This window comes from Actinospica durhamensis (assembly GCF_018139695.1).
Lineage (GTDB): Bacteria > Actinomycetota > Actinomycetes > Streptomycetales > Catenulisporaceae > Actinospica > Actinospica durhamensis.
The window spans coordinates 1-19,072 of sequence record NZ_JAGSOG010000068.1 but is presented as its reverse complement, the minus strand read 5'-3'; the positions used below and the strand labels follow the sequence as shown (position 1 = coordinate 19,072).

Genomic DNA, 19,072 nt, shown 5'->3' with positions numbered 1-19,072 from the left:
TGGCACCTTCCCCGGCCTCGCCGACCTGCCCACCGACTAGACCTCCAAGGCCCTCATCAGGGCACTTGTTCCAAGACCACCACGCACCAGACAGGGATACCCCCATGCCGAAAACCGCTCGCACCAAGATCCTCACCCGCAGGGCCGCCGCCGTCCTCGGCGCCGCCGCGGCCGCCGCGGCCTTCACCGCACTGCCGGCGAGCGCCGCAACGGCGTCCAAGACCGCCCCGCCGGCGGTGGAGGTCTGCGGCGAGGGCGCCGCGGTCACGCACCCCACCAGCATGATCCTGACCTGCGCCGACAACGGCGAGATCGCGAAGAACCTGAAGTGGACGAGCTGGTCCGCGACCAGTGCCACGGCCGTCGGGCAGGTCAGCTGGCGCAGCGGCGCCGGCGACCTCGCCCACGCCACCACCTGGAAGAGCGCCACCGCGCGCTTCACCCTGGCCGACCCCGTCACCGAGCCCGGGCAGGGGAGGCTGTTCACCAAGCTGGTGCTGCATGTCACCGGCTCCACCCCGCGCGGATTCATGCGCGACCTGACCTTCGACGAGTCCCCCGTGGCGGCCGTCCCCGCCTCGGCCGCGCCGAAGCTCACGTCCTCGGGCCTGTCCGCCGCGTCGAAGCTGAAGTCCTCGGCCCTGGCCGTCGCGGCCGTGCAGCCGGCCGTCGCCAGCGGGGCCATGAGCTACGCCGACGTCGAAGGCTACTGGACCGCCGCCGGCGGCCCCTCGAGCCAGGCGGAGACCGCCGCGGCGATCTCCGCCGCCGAGAGCAGCCTCGAGCCCGGCATCATCCAGCAGGGCGTGGACTACTGCGGTTCCGGCTCCGACCGGGCCGGGTGGGGCCTGTGGCAGATCACCTGCGGCAACGCGGTCCCCGCGTACGGCACCGACTTCCAGCTGCTGGACCCGTGGAACAACGCCGAAGCCGCCGTCTACAAGTACGACGCCGACGAGGCTGCCGGGGACAACGGCTTCGACCCCTGGTCCACCTACACCAGCGGCGCCTACGAGAGCGACATGCAGAGCACGTCTCCTGCCACCGGACTGACCGACCCCGGCCAGTACGTCCAGGTCGGCTCGACCCCGAGTGGAACTCCCTCCAGCCCCGCGGCCAGCCCCGGCAGCACCTACGGCCCGGGCATGCCGGGGATGGGCACTCCGGTCGCGGCGGTGCCGGTCGGGACATCGGGGAACCTCGACTTCTTCTACATCAACGACGGCACGGTGCAGTATCAGACCACTTCGGGGAGTGGGACGTGGCTGGGCGTCGCGGATGTGCCCAACGCGCCGTCCGGGGTGACCAGTCTCGCGGCGGTGCCGTTGAGCAACGGCTCGTTCGACCTGTTCTACGTGACGACCGGCGGTAACGTCGTCTACCAGACCGGGAACGGCAGCGGTGGCTGGCTGGGTACCGCGGTCCCGCCGAACGCCCCGACCGGGGTGACGAACCTCGCCGCGGTGCAGTCGGGCACCTCCGGCAACTTCGACGTGTTCTACAACGTCGGGGGCAGCATCCAGTACGTCACGGGCAGTTCCTCCGGTACCTTCCTGGGCACCGTCGCGCTCTCCGGCGCCCCGACGGGCGTGACGAACCTCGCTGCCGTGCCGGTGGGGACCTCCGGCAACTTCGACGTGTTCTACAACGTCGGGGGCAGCGTCCAGTACGTCACCGGCAGCAGCTCCGGTACCTTCCTGGGCACCATCGCGATGCCCAACGCCCCGACCGGCGTGACGAACCTCGCCGCGGTGCCGTCCGGTACCTCCGGCAACTTCGACCTCTTCTATAACGTCGGCGGCAGCGTCCAGTACGTCACGGGCAGTTCCTCCGGTACCTTCCTGGGCACCGTCGCGCTCTCCGGCGCCCCGAGCGGGGTCAGCAGCATGGCTGCCGGACCGGTCGGTACCTCGGGCAACTTCGACCTGTTCTTCAATGAGAGCGGCACGATCCAGTACATGACCGGCAGCGCCTCCGGCACCTTCCTCGGACTCGCGAGCCTGTCCACCAGCTGAGAAACGGACTCCCGGCCCCTGCCGGGTGTCGTTGAAAAACGAGCGAGCACCAGCTGCCACCCGGCGGCTGGTGCTCGCTGCGCCTACGTCACGAGGGCCGACGGGCGCCGGGCGAAGCTATACCCTTGCGTCGGCTCGAGTAGCGCTGGATGTCAAGGGGTGGGTTCGGTGGCGCTGAAGCGGTTCATCAAGCGCAGTCGGGTATCGGAGTCCGATCGCGAGGTGCGGGAGCCGGCCCGAACGGCGGCCGCGGCGCAGAGCCCGGTCCAGGCCGCACGCGTGGCGGCGATGCGCGCCGCCCATCGGCGGGCGCGCGAGCTGACGGAAAAGGGTGCGAGGTTCGCCCAGGCCGGTGAGCATGAGCCCGCCATCGCGGCATATCGCGAGGCGATCGAGGTCCTGCGGACCGGCTTTCCGGACAGGGCTGCCGCAGATGGCGTGATCGCCACACTTCAGCTCAGAACGGCCAGTAGTCTGCGTGCCCTGAGTCAGACCTCGGAAGCGCTCGCTACCGCGGAGGAGGGCCGCCGCTTGCTTCTGCCCAGGTTCGGGGGCTTCACCGGGCCCTATCGGGGAACGGACGCGCTTCTGCTCTTGGAGATCGCTCGGTGCATGGTCGACCTCGGCGTGGACGCAGGCGGTGAGGAAGCGATCGTCGAGGCCGTCTCGGCCGCCGTGCAGGCCTCGCGAGACCTCGGGGAACGGGAAGGAGCCGCCGCCTTGATCATCAATAGCCTGATTCTCGCTGCGGACGGCCTCAACAAGCTCGGCCGCAATCCCGATGCGCTCAAGGCGCGGCTCGAGGCCGTCGAGCTGCTGCGGCGTGGTATCGAGGGCGACCCTGCACAGTACGCCCCGGTTCTCGCGCGCCAGATCGCCGCTGCGGCGGTCCAGCACGCGAAGCTCGAGCAGTTCGGCCGGGCCATCGCGGCAGGGGAACAGTGTCGTGACATGGTTCACGACCCGACTGTGATTCTCGACCTCGATTCGTTGAAAAGCATCACCAATAACCTGAAGTGGCTCGCCATACGGCTCACCCGGGCGGGACGTGCACAGGACGCGGTGGTCTTTCGGGAGTTGCGCGTCGAACTGTGTCGGAGAGCGGCGGCGAAGGACCCTGAGCAGACCCGTGAGCTTGCGACCGCGCTCAACGCACACGCTTGGCACCTGACCCTGGTCGGCCTGGGCGGGCAGGGGCTGGCGTACGCGGTCGAATCGATCGAGCTACGCCGGGCAGCGGGGCCTGCCGAGACCGTCAAGGAAAAGTCCGGTCTGGCGACCACGCTCCACACCCTCGCCACGATCCTCGTCGGGCGCGACCGCAACGAGGAGGCACGTGGCGCCATCGGCGAAGCCTTGGAGATCGTACGAACACTCCCTCCCGAGGATGCCGAGAAGATCCGCTCCTCCATCGAGTCGTACGAAGAGCTCGCTGCACGGCTCGACGCGAGCGAGGGAGCGGGGTCGGGCGCCGAGTAGCCGTGAGCGCCCGCCCTGCGGCGCCCGAGCGGTGGCAGCATACTGACAGTAGACGACTGCGCTCAGGCTGCCGAGAGCGCCGCCCACGGCGTCCGGATGGCGGACCGGCTGCGGAGATCGGTGGGCTTGGCTCGCAAGGTCGGCGCAGGTCAGGGCAGGTGTCGGCATGTAAGTTTCACAGAGCTTTGACATAGTCGGAAGGCGGCGGGACCATGCCTGCGTCCCATCGGCCCGAGGATTGCGAACCCCTTTCCCATGCGCACACGGTCTAACGCCGCGACCTCGCCTGCGCGCCCGCTCGGCCGCAGGCGAGGCCTCCGCAAACTGCTCACCCTGCTCTGCGTGAGCGCGCTCACCGGCCTGGCCGTGTTCGTGGCCTCGGGCTCGGCCAGCGCCCTGGACGTGACCGGCACCCCGTCGGCCGTCACCGGCAACGCCACCTACTTCTCCGGTCTCGGCTCCCCCTACGGCGGCTGCGGGCTGCCGCAGGCGGACCTGGACACGCAGAACTTCCTGGCGCTCAACGTCTACAACACCCCGGACTACTACGGTACCGAGCCGCGTCCGATTCCGGCCGCCGACGCGTCGATCATGGGCATGTTCGACAACGGACTCAACTGCGGCCGCTACATCCAGGTCACCGTCGGCGACTACTGCACCGGCACCAACGACGGCGCGCAGAACGAGCCGTTCTGCCGCAACGGGTCCTGGGTGGCCGACCAGTACAACGGCGCCACGCTCACCTTCGTCGTCGCGGACAGCTGCGCCGACTCCAACGCCTGGTGCCGGGACGACCCGTACCACGTCGACCTGGCCCAGAACTCCCTCAACAACTTCCTGCTCAACGGCGTGGCCGTCGGGAACCTGTCGAGCAAGTGGAACAACCGGCAGGTCAGCTGGCAGTTCGTGAGCGCGCCGAACTACACCGGGGACATCAACATCGGCTTCATCCAGGGCGCCCAGGCGTACTGGTCGGCCATCTCGGTCTCCCACCTGGCCAACGGCATCCACGGGATCGAGTACTACTCCAACGGCACCTGGCAGTCCGGCACCATGGACAGCGACCTGGGCGAGGACTACATCATCGCCCCGACCACGGCCGGCGGCAGCCAGTACGAGATCCAGGTCGAGGACGCCGGCGGCAGCCTGATCAACGGCGGACGGATCTACACCTTCTCCATGCCGTCCTCCTGCGGCACCCAGTGCTCCGCGGCGTACACCGCGGCCACCTACACCACCTCGACCGGCACCGGCTCCAGCCCCAGCCCGAGCGCCTCGGCCTCGGCTTCGGCGAGCGCCAGTCCGAGCGCCTCGGCGAGTCCGAGCAGCAGCCCGAGCTCAAGCCCCAGCGCGAGCCCGAGCTCGACCACCACCACCTCGTCCGGGGCCTCGTGCAGCGCGAGCGTGACGACGGTGTCCACCTGGACCGGCGGATATCAGATCTCGGTCAACGTGACGAACACGGGCAAGGCCGCGACCACGGCGTGGAAGACGGTGCTCACCCTGCCCGGCAGCGACGCGGTGGCCAACTCCTGGAACGCGCTCACCACGGTCTCCGGCCAGAGCGTCTCGGCGGCCAACGCCTCCTACAACGGCTCTCTCGCGGCGGGCTCCTCCACCAGCTGGGGGATGACCGTCAACGGCAGCGGCCCACCGCCGACGAGCGCGTCCTGCTCGTCGAGCTGACACCCGAAGACTCCCTCCGGGGCGCGGACCGAGGTCGCGCCCCGGAGGTGTCGTGTCCGCGCCGCCGTCCGCGCACCCGCCGCCCGCACGCCCGCCCGCCCTGTCCGGATCCGCGCCGCGCGGGCGCAAAGGCGTGGCGCGGATGATCGGCTCCTGGCATCCTGGCCGGGTGGAGCACGCCGAGATTCAGATCGGATTCGACCCTTCCCTGCACCTGTTCCTGGCCGCGGCACACCGCCGCGCCGACCGGCCGAGCACGGCGGTGATCGACGGCGTCTCGAGCCTGGGGCACCTGGTCGAGTCGCTCGGCGTGCCGCTGACCGAGGTCGGCGGGCTGCGGGTGGACGGCGCGGCGGCCGAGCCGGGGTACGTCCCGGTGGGCGGGGAACGGGTGCAGGTCGCGGCGGTGGCCAAGCCGCAGCGGGTGGACGGGCCGCTGCGCTTCCTGCTCGACATCCACCTCGGCACGCTCACCCGCCGGCTGCGGCTGCTCGGCGTGGACGCGGCGTATGAGAACCCGGACATCGGCGACGCGGCGCTGGCCGCGCGCTCGGCGGCCGAGCACCGGGTGATGCTCTCGCGCGACCGCGGGCTGCTGCGCCGCCGCGAGCTGTTCGCCGGGGCGTTCGTCTACAGCCACCGGCCGGAGGAGCAGCTCGACGACGTGCTCGCGCGCTTCGCCCCGCCGCTGGCGCCGTGGACGCGCTGCACCGCCTGCAACGGGCTGCTGCGACAGACCTCGAAGGAGGCCATGCACGGCATCCTGCCCGACGGCACCGAGCGCACGTACGACACCTTCGCCCAGTGCGTCGAGTGCGGGCAGGCCTACTGGCGCGGCGCGCACGCCCAGCGGCTCGACGCCATCGTCGGCCACGCCCTGAGCCGCTTCGGCAGCGACGGCGACCAGCGCGGCCAGGGCGGCCAGGGCGGCCAGGGCGGTCCGAGCGCCCCGACCGGCCTCAGCTGACGGTGAGGGTGAAGTCGGCGGTCATCACGTTGCCGTCGGCCTCCTTCGCCGTGACGTGGAAGTCCCACCGGCCCGCCGTGTACGTCGAGCCCGCGTAGTAGTCGCCCCGGATCAGGGCATTGCTCCCGGAGGAGCACATGATCAGGGGCCTGATCGCGGCGGAGCCGTCCTGGTGCACGGTCACGGTCGGCGCGCCGGCCAGGCTGATCGCGGCGTCGCGGGAGTTCATGAAGACCAGGTGCAGGGTGTCCTTGCCGGGGCGGCCCGGGGTGAGGTACGCCTCGAGCTGGCGTCCGCCGCTCAGCTGCAGGCCGTAGACCATGGCCATCCGGCCCATCGTCATCTCCTCGAGCTGGGACGGGCTGGGCGAGCAGGCGAGGGTGAACGGGATGTCGGTGCCGCCGCCCGGCAGCGTCAGCTGCGCGGTCACGATCCAGCGGCCGGTGAGGGTGAGCTGCTGGCCGATCGCGCTCAGGTCGCCGTCCGCGGCCAGGTTGAGCGGCAGCGTCGCCGCGGTCTCGGTGGCGCGGCCGTAGGGGGCGAAGGCCAGCGTGCCGTCGCTGATCTGGCGGTCGGTCAGCTCCTGTCCGGTGCTCGCGCTGTAGACCCGCAGCACGAAGCGGTTGGGCCCGGCGTACCCGGGACTCACCTCCAGGCTGGCCCGGATGCCGGGGGCGGTCGCGTAGACGAGTTCCTGCGGCGCCGGCTTCTGCTTCGCCTCGCCCTGCACCAGCGCGGGCGGCAGGGTCGAACTCAGCGTGGCGGCCGCGATCAGCGCGAACGAGGCCAGGCCGATCTCCATCGCGCCGACCCGCCGCAGCCGGGAGAGCGAGTGGTCCGCGGCCGGGACCGAGCGGTAGCGGTTGTACGCCCCGAGCCCGGCCAACGCGGCCACCAACGCGACTTTGAGCAGCACCAGCTTGCCGAAGAACGTCTCGGCCAGCGCCTGCTCGGTGCCCAACTCGTCCCAGGCGCGCAGCACCCCGCTCAGGCACAGCGCCAGCAGGGAGTAGCCCGCCACCCGGGAGAAGCGGCGGATCGCGGCCGACTTCGCCGGACCGGGTTCGGTGCCGATCGTCAGCAGCAGCGCGGCCAGGCCGCCGATCCAGGTGGCGTACGCGGCCACATGCGCCCACTGCTCGACGAGTTCGAGCCCTGTGTTAGACCCGGACGCGGCGTGCGTGGTCAATACGTGCCCCGCGATCGTCACCCCGGCCAGGATCAGCGCGGCGGGCAACAGGATCCGGCGCGCGGTGCCGCGCCAGCGCAGGGCCGCCGCCGTGCAGCCGGCCGCCACGAGTCCGGGCACCGCCTGCACGATCAGGCCGAGCCCGAGCGAGGTCGAGGCCAGCTCGCCCAGCCCGATCTGGTCGGCCGCGGCCTGCGCCCAGCCGGTGACCGCCAACCCGGCCAGCATCACTCCGGCCCCGCCCAGCGCCAGAATCAGCGGCCTGCGACCGGAGCGCGGGTCGGGGAAGCCGAACGCCGCGATCCAGCAGCCGCCGACCAGCAGGCCGAGGCCCGAGTCGAACAGCCAGCGCCCGGCGACCCCGCCCGGTGTCGCCGAACTCGGCGCGGACAGCAGCGCGGGTGCCGGACCGGACATCGCCGCGTACGCCAGCTGTCCGATGCCGAAGGTGAACGTGCCGGTCGCGGTGTGCCCGTCGTCGCTCGAGACCGTCTTCCAGCGCACGGTGTAGACGCCGTCGAGCAGCGTCGGCAGCGCGACCGTGAGCCCGAGCGAGCTGCCCGGCACCGCGTGCGAGGCGCCGCGGTCGACGACCTGGCCGGAGGCGTTGACCACGGTGAGGCTGGAGAGCCTGGTCACGATGCTCTCGGAGAACACGACGGTGACCGCGGCCGGCAGCTGGGTCAGGCTGCTGCCGGCCGCCGGAGTGGAGGAGACCGGCAGGGCGTGCGCCTCGGCCGCGGGCGCGGCGGCGAACAGCGCCGCGCCCGCGACCAGCAGCGTGATCAGGACCGAGACGACCCGGGCGCCGCCGCGCCGCCCGGGCGTCGCGCTTGGGCCCTGGTTCATGTCGTGGGGGAGTACGGGCGCATCATCTCGTTGTCCTCGTGGTCCAGGATGTGGCAGTGCCAGACGTAGCCGGGGCCGATGGTCGGGTCGAAGGCGAAGGTGTTCTGGCCGGGGCCGACCGCGCCCACCGCGACGCTCACCGGCGCCCAGCGCACCAGCACCCGGGTGACCGCCCCCGGCAGGATCTTGATGGTGTCCTTCCAGCCCGCCTCGTTCGGGTCGGGCGGCACGATCGGGCCGTTGAGGTACGGGCCGAAGGCCGGGTTCCCGCCGAGCGCGCCGTCCGCGTTCGGGGTGAGGTAATTGCTCGGCGGGCCGTAGCCGGGGATGATCTCGCCGTCCGCGTAGGTCACCTCGCCCGAGGTGCCGTCGCAGTTCTGGCCGTAGAAGGTGCCGCCGGGGAACTGCGCTGTCCAGGCGTTGACGTAGTTGGTCACGTCCACGCTCTGCCGGTTGAGCAGCTGGAACTGGATCAGGTGGATGTGGATCGGGTGCGAGTCCGGCGTGGTGTCGAGGAACTCCCAGATCTCGGTGGCGCCCACCCGCGGCAGCTCGGTCATGTAGATGCCCTGGCCGTAGGAGTCCTTCTTGGAGCCCGGGATCGGGGTGTCGGTGCCGTCGCGCAGGCCGTTCCACTTGCTGTTGTTGAGCACGTCGATCATCGGGCCGTTGCTGGTGTCGTTCACCGCGCAGTCCACCGTGTCCTGCTCGAAGATCACCAGCTGGCGCCGGGCGTTGACGGTCACGCCGGCGGCCACGGTGCCGGTGGCCGGGTTCGCCAGCCGGATGATCTGGCGCGGCTGGCCGCTGCCGCCGCGCAGCGCGCCGTCGGTGGCCGGGTTGTAGCTGGTGTCGGTGCCGGCCAGCGGCAGTGTCACGTCTATCCGCATGATCTGGCCGTCCAGGTCCGGGTTCGGCGGCCCGCCGCTGGGATACGGGTAGAGGCCGTCGTTGGTCAGGATCAGGGAACTGCCGGCCAGGCCGGAGAAGTCGACGATGACGTCGGCCCGCTCGGCCGGGGCGAGGAAGAGCTTGAGCGCGCTCGCGTTCGCCGGGTCGTTGAGCTTGACCGGCGCGTCGAGCAGGCCGCCGTCCGTGCCGATCTGCCAGAACGGCACTGCCGAGGGCGGGGTGGCGCTGCCCGCGTTGGCCGCGGCGGTCAGGTTCATGGAGAGGAACCGGGCGTTGCAGCCGTCGACGAAGCGGAACCGGTAGCGGCGCGGCTCGACCTTCAGCACCGGCCAGCTGCGGCCGTTGACCACCATCGTGTCGCCGAAGAACTCCGGGATCCAGAACGGGTGGGTGAGCGGGTTCGTCGGCGGGCCGTTGAGGTCGGCCGCGGTGTTCGAGCCGTCCGGGAAGCGCAGCTGGCCGTTGACGTCGAACAGGCGGTCCTGGATCATCAGCTCGATCTCGTAGGCGCCGGCCGGCAGCCGCAGCGGGTTGTTCGCCAAGCCGGTGTCGTACTGGTCGCGCAGCAGGTAGAACGCGGCCAGGCCGGAGAAGACGTTGAGCCGGGTGATGCCCAGCGCGTGGTCGTGGAACCACAGCGTGGACGAGGGCTGGGTGTTCGGATACTGATAGACCGCGGCGTTGGCGGCGGCCGTGGTGAGCGAGGCGTAGCCCTTGCCGCGCAGCCCGGTCGGGGTGTACCAGGCCTCGGGTGAGCCGTCGTAGACCGAGGGCACCTCGGCGCCGTGCAGGTGCGCGACGATCGGGACCGGGCCGGTGTAGGGCAGCTTCGAGCCCATCTGGTCCAGCGGGTCGGCCCAGTGCAGCGTCTGGTCCACGGTCAGCAGCGGCTGCACCCGGGACTTCGCGCCCCAGGGCAGGTTATTGACATAGGTGACGGTGGTGGGCCGGCCCTGCACGGCCTCCACGCTGTAGCCGGGCCAGCTGGCCGGCTTGCCGTCCACCTGGTAGCCCCACACCCAGGTCCCGGCCACCCCGCCCGGGTAGACCGAGGCGGGCAGCACCTGCTGGTGGAACTCGGTGAGCGTGGCGGTGAACGCGGCCGAGCTCACCCGCTGGCCGGCGAAGGTGGGCAGGGCGCTGAGGTACTTGGGGATGGAGCTGCTCGGCAGTGGGGTCTGCGCGCTGCCGGCCGCGGCGGCGGCGCGCCCGACCCGGCCGGACAGGGCGTCGCCGGCGGACAGTGCCACCGCGCTCGCGGCCCCGGTGATCAGGAGCCTGCGTCGGGTGAAGGACCGCGCGTCTCGCGGGGGGTCGGTGGTGGGCAGATCGTCGGGCGAAGGTGTGTGGTCCATGCGTACCGATCCTCGAAACTCGCCGGATAGTGGCCCCCGTGGAACGCGCAGCACGTCTACTATCGGGGATAGTAATGAGGATTCTGCGAAGCGGTCAACGCCCCCGGCCGAAACAGGATCGGGATGTGCGCCGGGCAGGGTGAGGAGGAAGATCGGCGGATGGTGGTGCGCTGAGCGCTGGGACGCACGGCCCGCCCGGATACGATGCGGCGTCGTAGTACGCCGTCGGCCTGATCAGTCGGCCGAGGAGGATGCGCCGGCCGGTGCCGCCGGGTCGCCCGGTTCCGCCGGTGCGGCAGTGGCCGCGGCTGCGGCCGCGGCTATGCCGGAGGCGTCCGCGGCGGGTGTGTCCGAAGCGGCCGCGTCCGCGTCGTCCGCGGTCGGCTGCGCCGGCGGGCAGATCTCCAGCGCCGCCTGCAGGGCCCTGGTCTCCTGCTCGGTCAGCTGGCCGAGGAAGTGCACGAAGGCCGCGGCCTGGTTCTCGCTGGTGGCCAGGGCGTCGCGCATCAGCCGCGCCGTGTACGCCTCCTTCGCGGCCACCGCCTCGTACTCGTAGGCGCGCCCGCGCGACTCCCGGCGCAGCCAGCCCTTCGAGTGCAGTTTGTCCATGACCGTCATCACGGTCGTGTACGCGATGGCGCGCTCGGCCTTGAGGTCCTCGTACACGTCGCGGACCACGACCGGCCGTCCGAGCCGCCAGATCCGCTCCATCACCACGGATTCGAGTTCTCCGAAGCGCCTCACCGGCATCCGTCCCTTTCGCCGCCCGCCGCACCCCGCTGTGCGGGCACGGCAACATCGTAGGCACGCGGCGGGGGAGGTCGCGAGGGGGTCTATCCGGCGGCCGGTCGCGGAGGATTGTATACAATCGTCAGAGGGCTTACTCTCCGAACGGAGCGCGCCGCCCACGCGCGCCCGCCGCATCGAGGTCGGGGAGCCGCTGATGCCGTTGCGCCCATGCCCACATCCGTATCCGAGCCCTCATCCGCCTACGTATCCGAGTCCGTACCCGCGCCGATGATCACCGCCCTGGTCCTCGGCCTGTACGCGGCCGGGATCGTGCTCGGCGCCCCGCGCCTGCTGGCCCGGCTGCCGTCCGCCGACGCCGCGCCGCGCCGGGCCGTGGCTCTGCTGCTGGTGCTGGCCTGCTCGCTGCCGCTGGCCGTGTTCACCGCCGGGCTGGCGCTCGGGCTGACCCTGATCGCCGAACTCGCCCGGCTGGATCCGACGGTGGACCGCTGCGCGGATCAGCTCCCGTTCAACGACGAGACCCCGCTGGCCCCGATGCTCGGCGCGTTCGGGCTCGCGGTGGCCGGGCTGCTGGTGCTGCGCATCGCCTACTGCCTGTGCGCCGCCTGCCTCACCATGCGGCTGCGCGGCCGCGCGCACACCGCGATGTTGCGGTTGTGCGGCCGGGTGGACCGGGCCACCGGCGTCACCGTGATCGACCACGACCGCCCCGCCTGCTACTGCCTGCCGGGACGGCGCGGGCCCATCGTGCTGACCACCCGGGCGATCGCGCTGCTCACGCCCGATCAGTTCGACGCCGTGGTGGCGCACGAACGCGCCCATCAGCGCGGCCGGCACCACCTGCTGATCATGCTCTCCTGGGCGTTGCGCCGCTCCTTGCCCGGCGTGCGCCTGATCGACTACACCGACCGGGAGGTGCGCCGACTGGTCGAACTGCTCGCCGACGACGCTGCGGCCCGCGGCCACGGCCGCCGCACCGTCGCCGCCGCGCTGTCCGTTCTCGGCGACGGCCACGTCCCCGGCGGCGCCCTCGGCGTGGTCGCGGCGCCGGGCGCGCTCGACCGCATCGCCCGGCTCGCCGATCCCGACCTGAGTCAGGACGGCCGCCGCGCCGCCCTCGGCACGCTCGCGCTGACCGCGGCCGTGGTGCTGCCGCTGACACTGGCCACCGGGTCCCTGGCCGTGCTCCTGCGCCGCTGTCCGCCCGACTCCGACTCCGGCTCCGAACCCGGCCTCGGCGCGGAGAAGCAGGAGCCTGTGACCTTTCGGCCGCGATAGCCCGGCGCGGCGGCGCTTCGGCGCTTCGGCGCGACGCGGAACGCACCGGCCCGGCGCGTCGTCGAACCCTTATGAGAATGAATCCGCTACGGGCCGCGGCCGCCACGACCGCCGCCGGTGTCCTCGTGCTCCTGTGCGTCGGCGGCTGTTCCTCGGCCCATCAGGCCTACGGCGCCCAACCCGCGCCGGCCACGCCCACCGTCGTGGCCACCGGCGTCGCGTACGAGTACTACCTCTACGTGCACTGCGAGATCCGCTACGCCTACTTCGACGGCCGCTGGTGGGAGGCCGACCATCCGCTGCCGACGCCGAGCGCCGCACACGGCTACCCGGAGGCCTACGGCACCATGACGCTCGTGACCGCCGAGCACGCCAGGTTCGCCGGCCAGGACCTGCCGACAGTGGACTTCCACCCGCTCAGCGGTCGGCCTCCGGGGTGTAGTTGACCCGGTAGCGCAGGTAGGTCACCCCGCCCCGGAACGGGCGCTCGCCGAGCAGTTCCAGCCGGGTGTGCACCCCGCCGGGCAGCGCGGGCTTGCCGCCGCCCACGATGACCGGGCCGAGGAACAGCCGCAGCTCGTCGACCAGGCCGGCGGCGAGGGCCTGGCCGGCCAGCTGCGCGCCGCCGATGCTCAGGTCGGCCGTGGCCGACTCCTTGAGCCGGCGCACTTCGAAGGGGTCGAACTCACCGACGATGCGGGTGCGGGAGGTGGCGGGCTCGGCCAGCGAACGCGAGTAGACGATCTTCTCGGCCGCCCGCCAGATCCGGGCGAAGTCGCTCGTCACCGCGGCCTGCTCGTCGTCCGTCACCGACTCCCAGATCGCCATGGTCTGGTACATCCGCCGGCCGTAGAGGTAGGTGCCGACCGGGCGTTCGAGGTCGTTGACGTAGGCCAGCACCTCGTCGTCCGGGGCCGCCCAGACGAATCCGCCGTCCGCGTCCTCGACGTACCCGTCGAGCGAGGCGATTGCGGTGTAGATCAGCTTCGCCATGGCCTGCCTCCGCCGTGCTCCGAGTGCGGTGGTCCGAGCTGCTAGAATATAAAGGTCAGCCTTCCGGCTCCGGTGACACTCCGGGCGGGAGGCTTTTTTCATGACCGAATCCCAGCCGCATCCCGCCCAGCCGAACCCAGCCGAGCCGAACCCCGCTCCGACCGTTCGCCGTGCCGACGCAGCGGACCGCCCGGGCTACGACCGGCTTTGGCAGTTGTTCCGCCACGAGTTGTCCGCGCTCACCGGCACCCTGCCGTTTCCCGACGGCACCTTCCGCACCGAACGCCTCGAGGCCGCGTTCGCCGACCCGGACTGGGCGCCCTACCTGTTCACCCGCGGCGAGAACCCGGCGGGATTCGCCGTCGTGCGCGGCCTCGGCGCGCCGACCCGGGTGCTCAACTCCTTCTTCGTCGTGGCCGGCGCCCGCAGATCCGGCCTCGGACTGCACGCGGCCTGCCAGGTGATGCGGCTGCACCCGGGCGCCTGGGAGGTCGCCTTCCAGGACGCCAACCCGCCCGCGGTCCGCTTCTGGCGCCGCGTCGCCACCGAGCTCGCGGGCGACGCCTGGACCGAGGAGCACCGCGCCTCGCCCGCCCGCCCCGATCTGCCGCCGGACACGTGGATCCGGATCGACGCAGTGAGCTGATATGCGTGGCGCGGCCGCGGGGTCAGGAGCAGCCGTCGACGAAGTCCTTGGCCGCCTTCAGGCCCACGCCGGTCGCCTCGCGGTACACCTTGATCGCCTGGATCTTCCTGCCCTGGCGCAGGTACTCGTAGAACTCCGGGGGCAGGTTCGGTGCGCCCGCGGGCCCACCCGTCGGCTTGGCCGCCGGTGCGGTGTACCCGGGCGGCACCGCGTCGGAGATCCGGGAGAGCGTGGCCTGCCCGCTCAGCAGGACGTCGGGGTTGAGCCCCAGCTGGCGGCAGAGCATGCCGACGACGTATTCGAGCCTTTCGATGCGCTGTGCGGTCTCGAGGTCCATGTGCCGAATGCTAATGCGCGCCGGCCTCGGCCGCCCCGCGGTTTTCCACCCGGCCGGATCAGGCCTCGGCCACGACCTCGTCGATCGGCTCGTTGAGCACGTACAGCCCGCGCGCGATCAGGGTGCTGATGGCGATGCCGCCCTGCACGCCGCCGAACACGAGCGTGGCCCAGGTCGCGCCGCAGGACGCGGCCAGCCAGCCGGCGCCGAGCGGGCCGGCCCAGCGGATCGAGGCGGCGCCGAAGTCGATCGCGGAGCTCACCCGGCCCATCAGCGCGTCCGGGATCGAGCGCGCCTCGTAGGTGGAGAAGACCACGTTCAGCGGCGCGATCAGCACCATCAGCAGCGCCAGCAGCAGGCCGATGAGCCAGGGGTTCGGGATGAAGGCGAGGCCGGCGATCACGCCGGCGGCCATCCAGGACACCGCGATCACCAGCAGCCGGCCCTTGACCCGCTGCGCGATCCGGCGGGAGAGGAAGGCGCCGATCAGGCCGCCGGCCGCGCCGAGGGAGGTGACCGCGCCGATGAGGACGGCGCTGCCGTGCCGGTCGTGGATCAGCACGATCACGAGCAGGTTCAGGCCCGACATGGTCGCGTTCGCGAGGGCGGCCCAGGCGGTGAGGAAGCGCAGATAGGCGTTGCCGCGGATGTAGCGGAACCCCTCGGCGATGGCGCCGAACACCAACTCGTGCGGCGTGAGCTCCTCCGGGTCCGGGCCGAGCGGGCGCCGGATGAGCGCGGCGCCGCCCGCGCTGAGCAGGAAGGAGAGCGCGTCGCCGAGGAACGGCACCCAGCGCGCGATCCCGAACAGGAAGCCGCCGGAGGTCGGCCCGGCCAGCCGCACCGCCATCGTGCGGCCCTGCATCTGCGCGAACGCGGTCGGCAGCTGCTCCTGCGGCACCACCCGGCGCAGCGTCGCGAACGCGGCCGCGCCGGACGCCCCGCCGACCATGCCCTGGACGAACCCGACCGCCGCGACGTAGAGCACGGACACGTGCCCGGTGGCCACCGCCAGCACGACCGTACCCACCACCACCGCCTGGATCAGCGGTCCGGCGATCAGGAGGGTGCGCCGGGAGAACCGGTCCGCGAGGGCCCCGCCGATCAGCATCGTGGCCAGCAGCCCGATGCTCGAGGCCGCGGTGACCACGCCGGCCTGCGCGGCCGAGCCGGTCGCCGCGAGGATCAGCAGCGGGTAGGCGACGGTCGAGAGCGCGCTGCCGTACTGCGAGACCGTCTCGCCGATCCACCAGCCGGTGTAGTCGCGGTTGCGCAGCAGCAGCCTGGCCGGTTTCCGCCGCGCGGGGGCGTCCGCCGCGTCCTCGTCCGTCTCTTCGATCGTCGCCATCCGCGCAGCGTAGCCGCGGCGATCTGCCCATGTCATGGGGGTATCGCGGCGCAGGCCCCGGCCCGCGCCGCGACGGAATCCGCAGTACTACCCCTCTTCGCGCTCCAGCCTCACCACCGCGACACCGAACGGGCCGAGCGTGACAGTGCCCTGGGCGTCCACGGCGGTGTCCGGGGTGACCGCCTCGCCGAGCCGCAATCCCTTGCCCAGCACCGGCTTGACCGTCAGCTCGTGGTCCGCCTGGCTCACCAGCCAGGCCCAGCTGCTGCCGTCGGTGTGGGTCAGGACGTCGGCGGCGACGTACCGGTCCTCCACCACGACCGGGCGCTCCACTCCGGCGATGCGGGCCAGCGCGTCGTAGATCTCCCGCGTCGGATCCGGATTCACCTCCGGCGTGGAGGCGGCGAGCTGCTCGATCGGGTACGTGCACAGCACCACCGCGCCGGTGCCCACCCGCCGCAGCAGCAGGGCCGGGCGGCCCTCGCCGTCCACGGCGACGACCTCCGCGTCCACGGCCTCCACCGGCAGCATGCCCCGGCCCCCGCCGGTCCCGGCCGGGAAGCGCACCTGCGCGCCGGCCGCGAAGGAGCCGAAGGGCTGGGTGAAGGTGAACACCGGGCCGTCCTCGGGCACCGGCTCGATCAGGCCGTAGCGCAGCTTGTGCCGCACCCCGAACAGGCTGTTGATGTTCGCGTACCAGGGGCCGCGCTGGTTGAGGTGGGTGCCGCCGGTGTAGGACACGTACACGGTCGCGCCGCCCTCGGCGAGCTCGGCCAGCCGGTACCAGGTGGGGCTGAGCAGCTGCTTGGTGGACGGCACCAGGTACAGCTTCGCCCCCGGCTCGATCCCGGCGCTCTCCCGCGCGATGCCCACCGGCAGGTCCGCCAGCCGGGTGCCGACGTAGGCCTGGCGCAGCGTGTCGAAGGCGAACGGGCCGTCCTTGACGTCGGTGAACGGATACTGCGTGTCCAGATACGAGGTGACCACCAGGGCCGTCTCGGCCGGGGTGCGGCGCAGCCCGGCGAACCCGACCCGCTCGAGCACCTCGGCGAAGCGGGCCAGCTCCAGCAGCCGCGGCTTCGGCGTGCCCTGCGCGTCGGTCAGCCCGAAGTGCAGCTCGAAGGCGTGGTGTCGATACGGGTCCTGATGTTCGAGCCCGTCGAAGTCGGTGTTGTTCCACACCCCCCAGCCGCTGGAGCCGGCCAGCAGCGAGTTGTGCAGCACCTGCCGGTGGAAGTGCGCCGCGTTCTCCTCCGAGACGAAGTCGCTGGTGACGCCGAACTCCTCGAGCAGCACCGGCCGGCCGAAGGAGCCGGCCAGCTCGCACACCCAGGCGGCGGCGTAGTGCTGGCGGACCTGGTCGTCGCCCATCGGGTAGCAGTGCGGTCCGATGAAGTCGCACAGCCGCGCCGCGTCGGCCAGCCGGAAGCCGTTGTCGTGCCCTGACACCTCGAGGCCCCAGGCGCCGTCGCCGATGGTCACCGGCTGGGTGGCCCCGCCGGCCCGCAGCCCGTCGATCAGCAGCTGCGCCCAGGAGGCGATGTGCTCGCGCGCGCCCTCCCCGCCGTAGAGCGGCATCTCGTTGGTCAGCACCCAGCCGGCCACGGCCGGGTGCCCGGCGAAGCGGCGGGCCATCTCCCCGGCGAACCAGGCCTGCCGGGCCACCATCCACACGTCCTGATACAGGTCGCGCCCGTCGCGCCAGGCCGGGTCGCGGTTCTCCCCGGACATGTGCCCGACCACGAGGGTGGGGGTGGTGCTCAGCCCGGTCTCGGTGTGCAGGTCGAGGAACGCGGCGAAGCGCGCGCACAGCTCCTCGTCCACCCGGTCGGGCTCGGGCATGAACTCGGGCCACAGGAAGAACGACCGGGTGTAGCGCAGCCCGTGTTCGGCGAGCACGGCCAGTTCGCGGCGGACGAGTCCGGGATCGAACTCCCGCCACATCCGCGGACCGCCGGCCCGGGACCAGAAGTTGGCGCCGAGCCAGGGCCCGGGAGCCGAGGCGCCGGGCGTCCTGAGCCCGGGAAGCTGGGACAGGGGACGGTGCATACGGGCAACGACCTCCCAGGGTCGGTAAGCGGGGGTGAAGATTACTATACCGGTTTAGGGCAACCAACCCGTTCCGTCAACGGCGCACGGCCGATTGATTTCCGGCGCACTTCGTGACGCAAACCTCTGGCGGTGAGGGGATACCCGCGCCGTACACTGCCCCGAAGACGTCGAATACCCGTGAAAGGCGGCAGCGGCCAGTGGGAGCACAGGGGCGCGAGCGGGCGAAGCGACCGACGATCGCCGACATCGCCCGGCGGGCGGGCGTGACCAAGGCGGCGGTCTCCTTCGCGCTCAACGACCAGCCCGGGGTGTCCACCGCCACCCGCGAGCGGATCATGCGCATCGCCGGGGAGCTGGGCTGGCAGCCCAACTCGGCCGCCCGCGCGCTCTCGGACGGCCGGGCCGGGGCGCTCGGCCTTGTGGTGGACCGCCCGGCCGGGTTCCTCGGCGTCGAACCCTGGTTCATGCAGCTGATCGCCGGAATCCAGGGCGTGCTGGCCGAGCGCCAGACCCCGCTGCTGTTCACCGTGGCCGAGCACCGCGACGCCGAACTCGAGCTCTACCGCAGCTGGTGGGCCCGGCGCCGGGTGGACGGGGTCTTCCTGGTGGACCTGCGGATCGAGGATCCGCGCCCCGGCGCCCTGCGCGCGCTCGGCCTGCCCGGTGTGGTGGTGGGGGACCCGGACGGGGCCGGCGGCCTGGCCGCGGTCTGGACCGACGACGCGGCCGGCGCCCGGCTCGCGGTGCGCCACCTCGCCGAACTCGGCCACCGCCGGATCGCCCGGGTCACCGGCATGGCAGACCTCTGGCACACCCGGGCGCGCACCGGGGAGTTCCTCGCGGTGGCCGCGGCCGCGGGCATCGAGGCCCGGTGCGAGCTGGCCGACTACACCGCGGCCGGCGGCGCCGAGGCCACCCACCGGCTGCTGTCCGGCGGGGATCCGCCCACCGCGATCATCTACGACAACGACCTGATGGCGGTCTCCGGCCTGGGCGCGGCCCAGCGCCTCGGCGTGCACGTGCCGGGCGACCTGTCCATCGTGGCCTGGGACGACAGCGTGCTGTGCTCGCTGGTGCATCCCGCGCTCACCGCGCTCACCCACGACGTGCTCGGCTACGGCGCCCACGCGGCCCGGGTGCTCCTCGGCGTGCTCGAGGGCGGCGGCGGGCCCGGCGACGGGGGCGGCGAGGGCGAGCGCACGGGCGTGTCCGAGGG

15 protein-coding genes are annotated in these 19,072 nt (G+C 72.1%); 8 read left to right on the top strand and 7 right to left on the bottom strand.

The window, feature by feature from the left end; all coding sequences use genetic code 11:
- Window positions 1-104: 104 nt before the first annotated feature.
- From KDL01_RS15785 to KDL01_RS15770, 4 genes are all read left to right on the top strand, one after another.
- A complete protein-coding gene (locus KDL01_RS15785; RefSeq protein ID WP_212529252.1) occupies window positions 105-2,015 on the top strand; it encodes a hypothetical protein in 1,911 nt (636 codons plus the stop codon).
- A 168-nt stretch (window positions 2,016-2,183) separates the two neighbouring features.
- On the top strand, window positions 2,184-3,494 hold the full coding sequence (locus KDL01_RS15780) for a hypothetical protein (protein ID WP_212529251.1): 1,311 nt from the start codon (window positions 2,184-2,186) through the stop codon (window positions 3,492-3,494).
- 342 nt (window positions 3,495-3,836) lie between these two features.
- A complete protein-coding gene (locus tag KDL01_RS15775) occupies window positions 3,837-5,180 on the top strand; it encodes a cellulose binding domain-containing protein (protein ID WP_307846349.1) in 1,344 nt (447 codons plus the stop codon).
- 169 nt (window positions 5,181-5,349) lie between these two features.
- Window positions 5,350-6,147, top strand: coding sequence for a Mut7-C RNAse domain-containing protein (locus KDL01_RS15770; RefSeq protein ID WP_368861578.1), 798 nt, complete (start codon window positions 5,350-5,352; stop codon window positions 6,145-6,147).
- On the opposite strand, the gene KDL01_RS15765 is transcribed toward KDL01_RS15770, so the two are convergent.
- The 3 genes from KDL01_RS15765 to KDL01_RS15755 form a co-directional block, all read right to left on the bottom strand.
- Window positions 6,140-8,185, bottom strand: a complete 2,046-nt coding sequence (locus KDL01_RS15765; protein ID WP_212529248.1) for a copper resistance CopC/CopD family protein — start codon at window positions 8,183-8,185, stop codon at window positions 6,140-6,142. The two genes, KDL01_RS15770 and KDL01_RS15765, sit on opposite strands and share 8 nt — an antisense overlap.
- Window positions 8,182-10,452 (bottom strand): multicopper oxidase family protein, encoded by a 2,271-nt coding sequence (locus KDL01_RS44555; protein ID WP_281415429.1) that lies wholly within the window; start codon window positions 10,450-10,452, stop codon window positions 8,182-8,184. Before KDL01_RS44555 ends, KDL01_RS15765 begins: the two co-directional genes overlap by 4 nt.
- Before the next feature lie 234 nt (window positions 10,453-10,686).
- A complete protein-coding gene (locus tag KDL01_RS15755; RefSeq protein WP_212529247.1) occupies window positions 10,687-11,202 on the bottom strand; it encodes a BlaI/MecI/CopY family transcriptional regulator in 516 nt (171 codons plus the stop codon).
- Window positions 11,203-11,409: 207 nt separating this feature from the next.
- Here KDL01_RS15755 and KDL01_RS15750 point away from each other — a divergent pair, with 207 nt between their 5' ends.
- Together KDL01_RS15750 and KDL01_RS15745 are read left to right on the top strand one after the other, a co-directional pair.
- Entirely contained in the window at window positions 11,410-12,480 is a 1,071-nt protein-coding gene (locus KDL01_RS15750) for a M56 family metallopeptidase (protein WP_212529246.1), read from the top strand.
- Between the two features lie 77 nt (window positions 12,481-12,557).
- On the top strand, window positions 12,558-12,926 hold the full coding sequence (locus KDL01_RS15745; RefSeq protein WP_212529245.1) for a hypothetical protein: 369 nt from the start codon (window positions 12,558-12,560) through the stop codon (window positions 12,924-12,926).
- Here KDL01_RS15745 and KDL01_RS15740 read toward each other — a convergent pair.
- Window positions 12,898-13,473, bottom strand: a complete 576-nt coding sequence (locus KDL01_RS15740; protein ID WP_212529244.1) for a dihydrofolate reductase family protein — start codon at window positions 13,471-13,473, stop codon at window positions 12,898-12,900. The genes KDL01_RS15745 and KDL01_RS15740 overlap by 29 nt on opposite strands.
- A gap of 100 nt (window positions 13,474-13,573) precedes the next feature.
- Between KDL01_RS15740 and KDL01_RS15735 the strand changes: the two genes are divergently transcribed.
- A complete protein-coding gene (locus KDL01_RS15735; protein ID WP_212529243.1) occupies window positions 13,574-14,119 on the top strand; it encodes a GNAT family N-acetyltransferase in 546 nt (181 codons plus the stop codon).
- Window positions 14,120-14,141: 22 nt separating this feature from the next.
- On the opposite strand, the gene KDL01_RS15730 is transcribed toward KDL01_RS15735, so the two are convergent.
- The 3 genes from KDL01_RS15730 to KDL01_RS15720 all read right to left on the bottom strand — a co-directional run bounded on the left by KDL01_RS15730 (window position 14,142) and on the right by KDL01_RS15720 (window position 17,853).
- The gene (locus KDL01_RS15730) at window positions 14,142-14,456 is read right to left on the bottom strand and encodes a ribosomal protein bL12 (protein ID WP_212529242.1); all 315 of its coding nucleotides are present in this window, start codon (window positions 14,454-14,456) and stop codon (window positions 14,142-14,144) included.
- Between the two features lie 58 nt (window positions 14,457-14,514).
- On the bottom strand, window positions 14,515-15,804 hold the full coding sequence (locus KDL01_RS15725) for an MFS transporter (RefSeq protein WP_212529241.1): 1,290 nt from the start codon (window positions 15,802-15,804) through the stop codon (window positions 14,515-14,517).
- Window positions 15,805-15,891: 87 nt separating this feature from the next.
- A complete protein-coding gene (locus tag KDL01_RS15720; protein WP_212529240.1) occupies window positions 15,892-17,853 on the bottom strand; it encodes a cellulase family glycosylhydrolase in 1,962 nt (653 codons plus the stop codon).
- Window positions 17,854-18,053: 200 nt separating this feature from the next.
- On the opposite strand from KDL01_RS15720, the gene KDL01_RS15715 reads away from it, so the two are divergent.
- On the top strand, window positions 18,054-19,072 hold a 1,019-nt coding region (locus KDL01_RS15715; protein ID WP_212529239.1), incomplete at its 3' end, for a LacI family DNA-binding transcriptional regulator.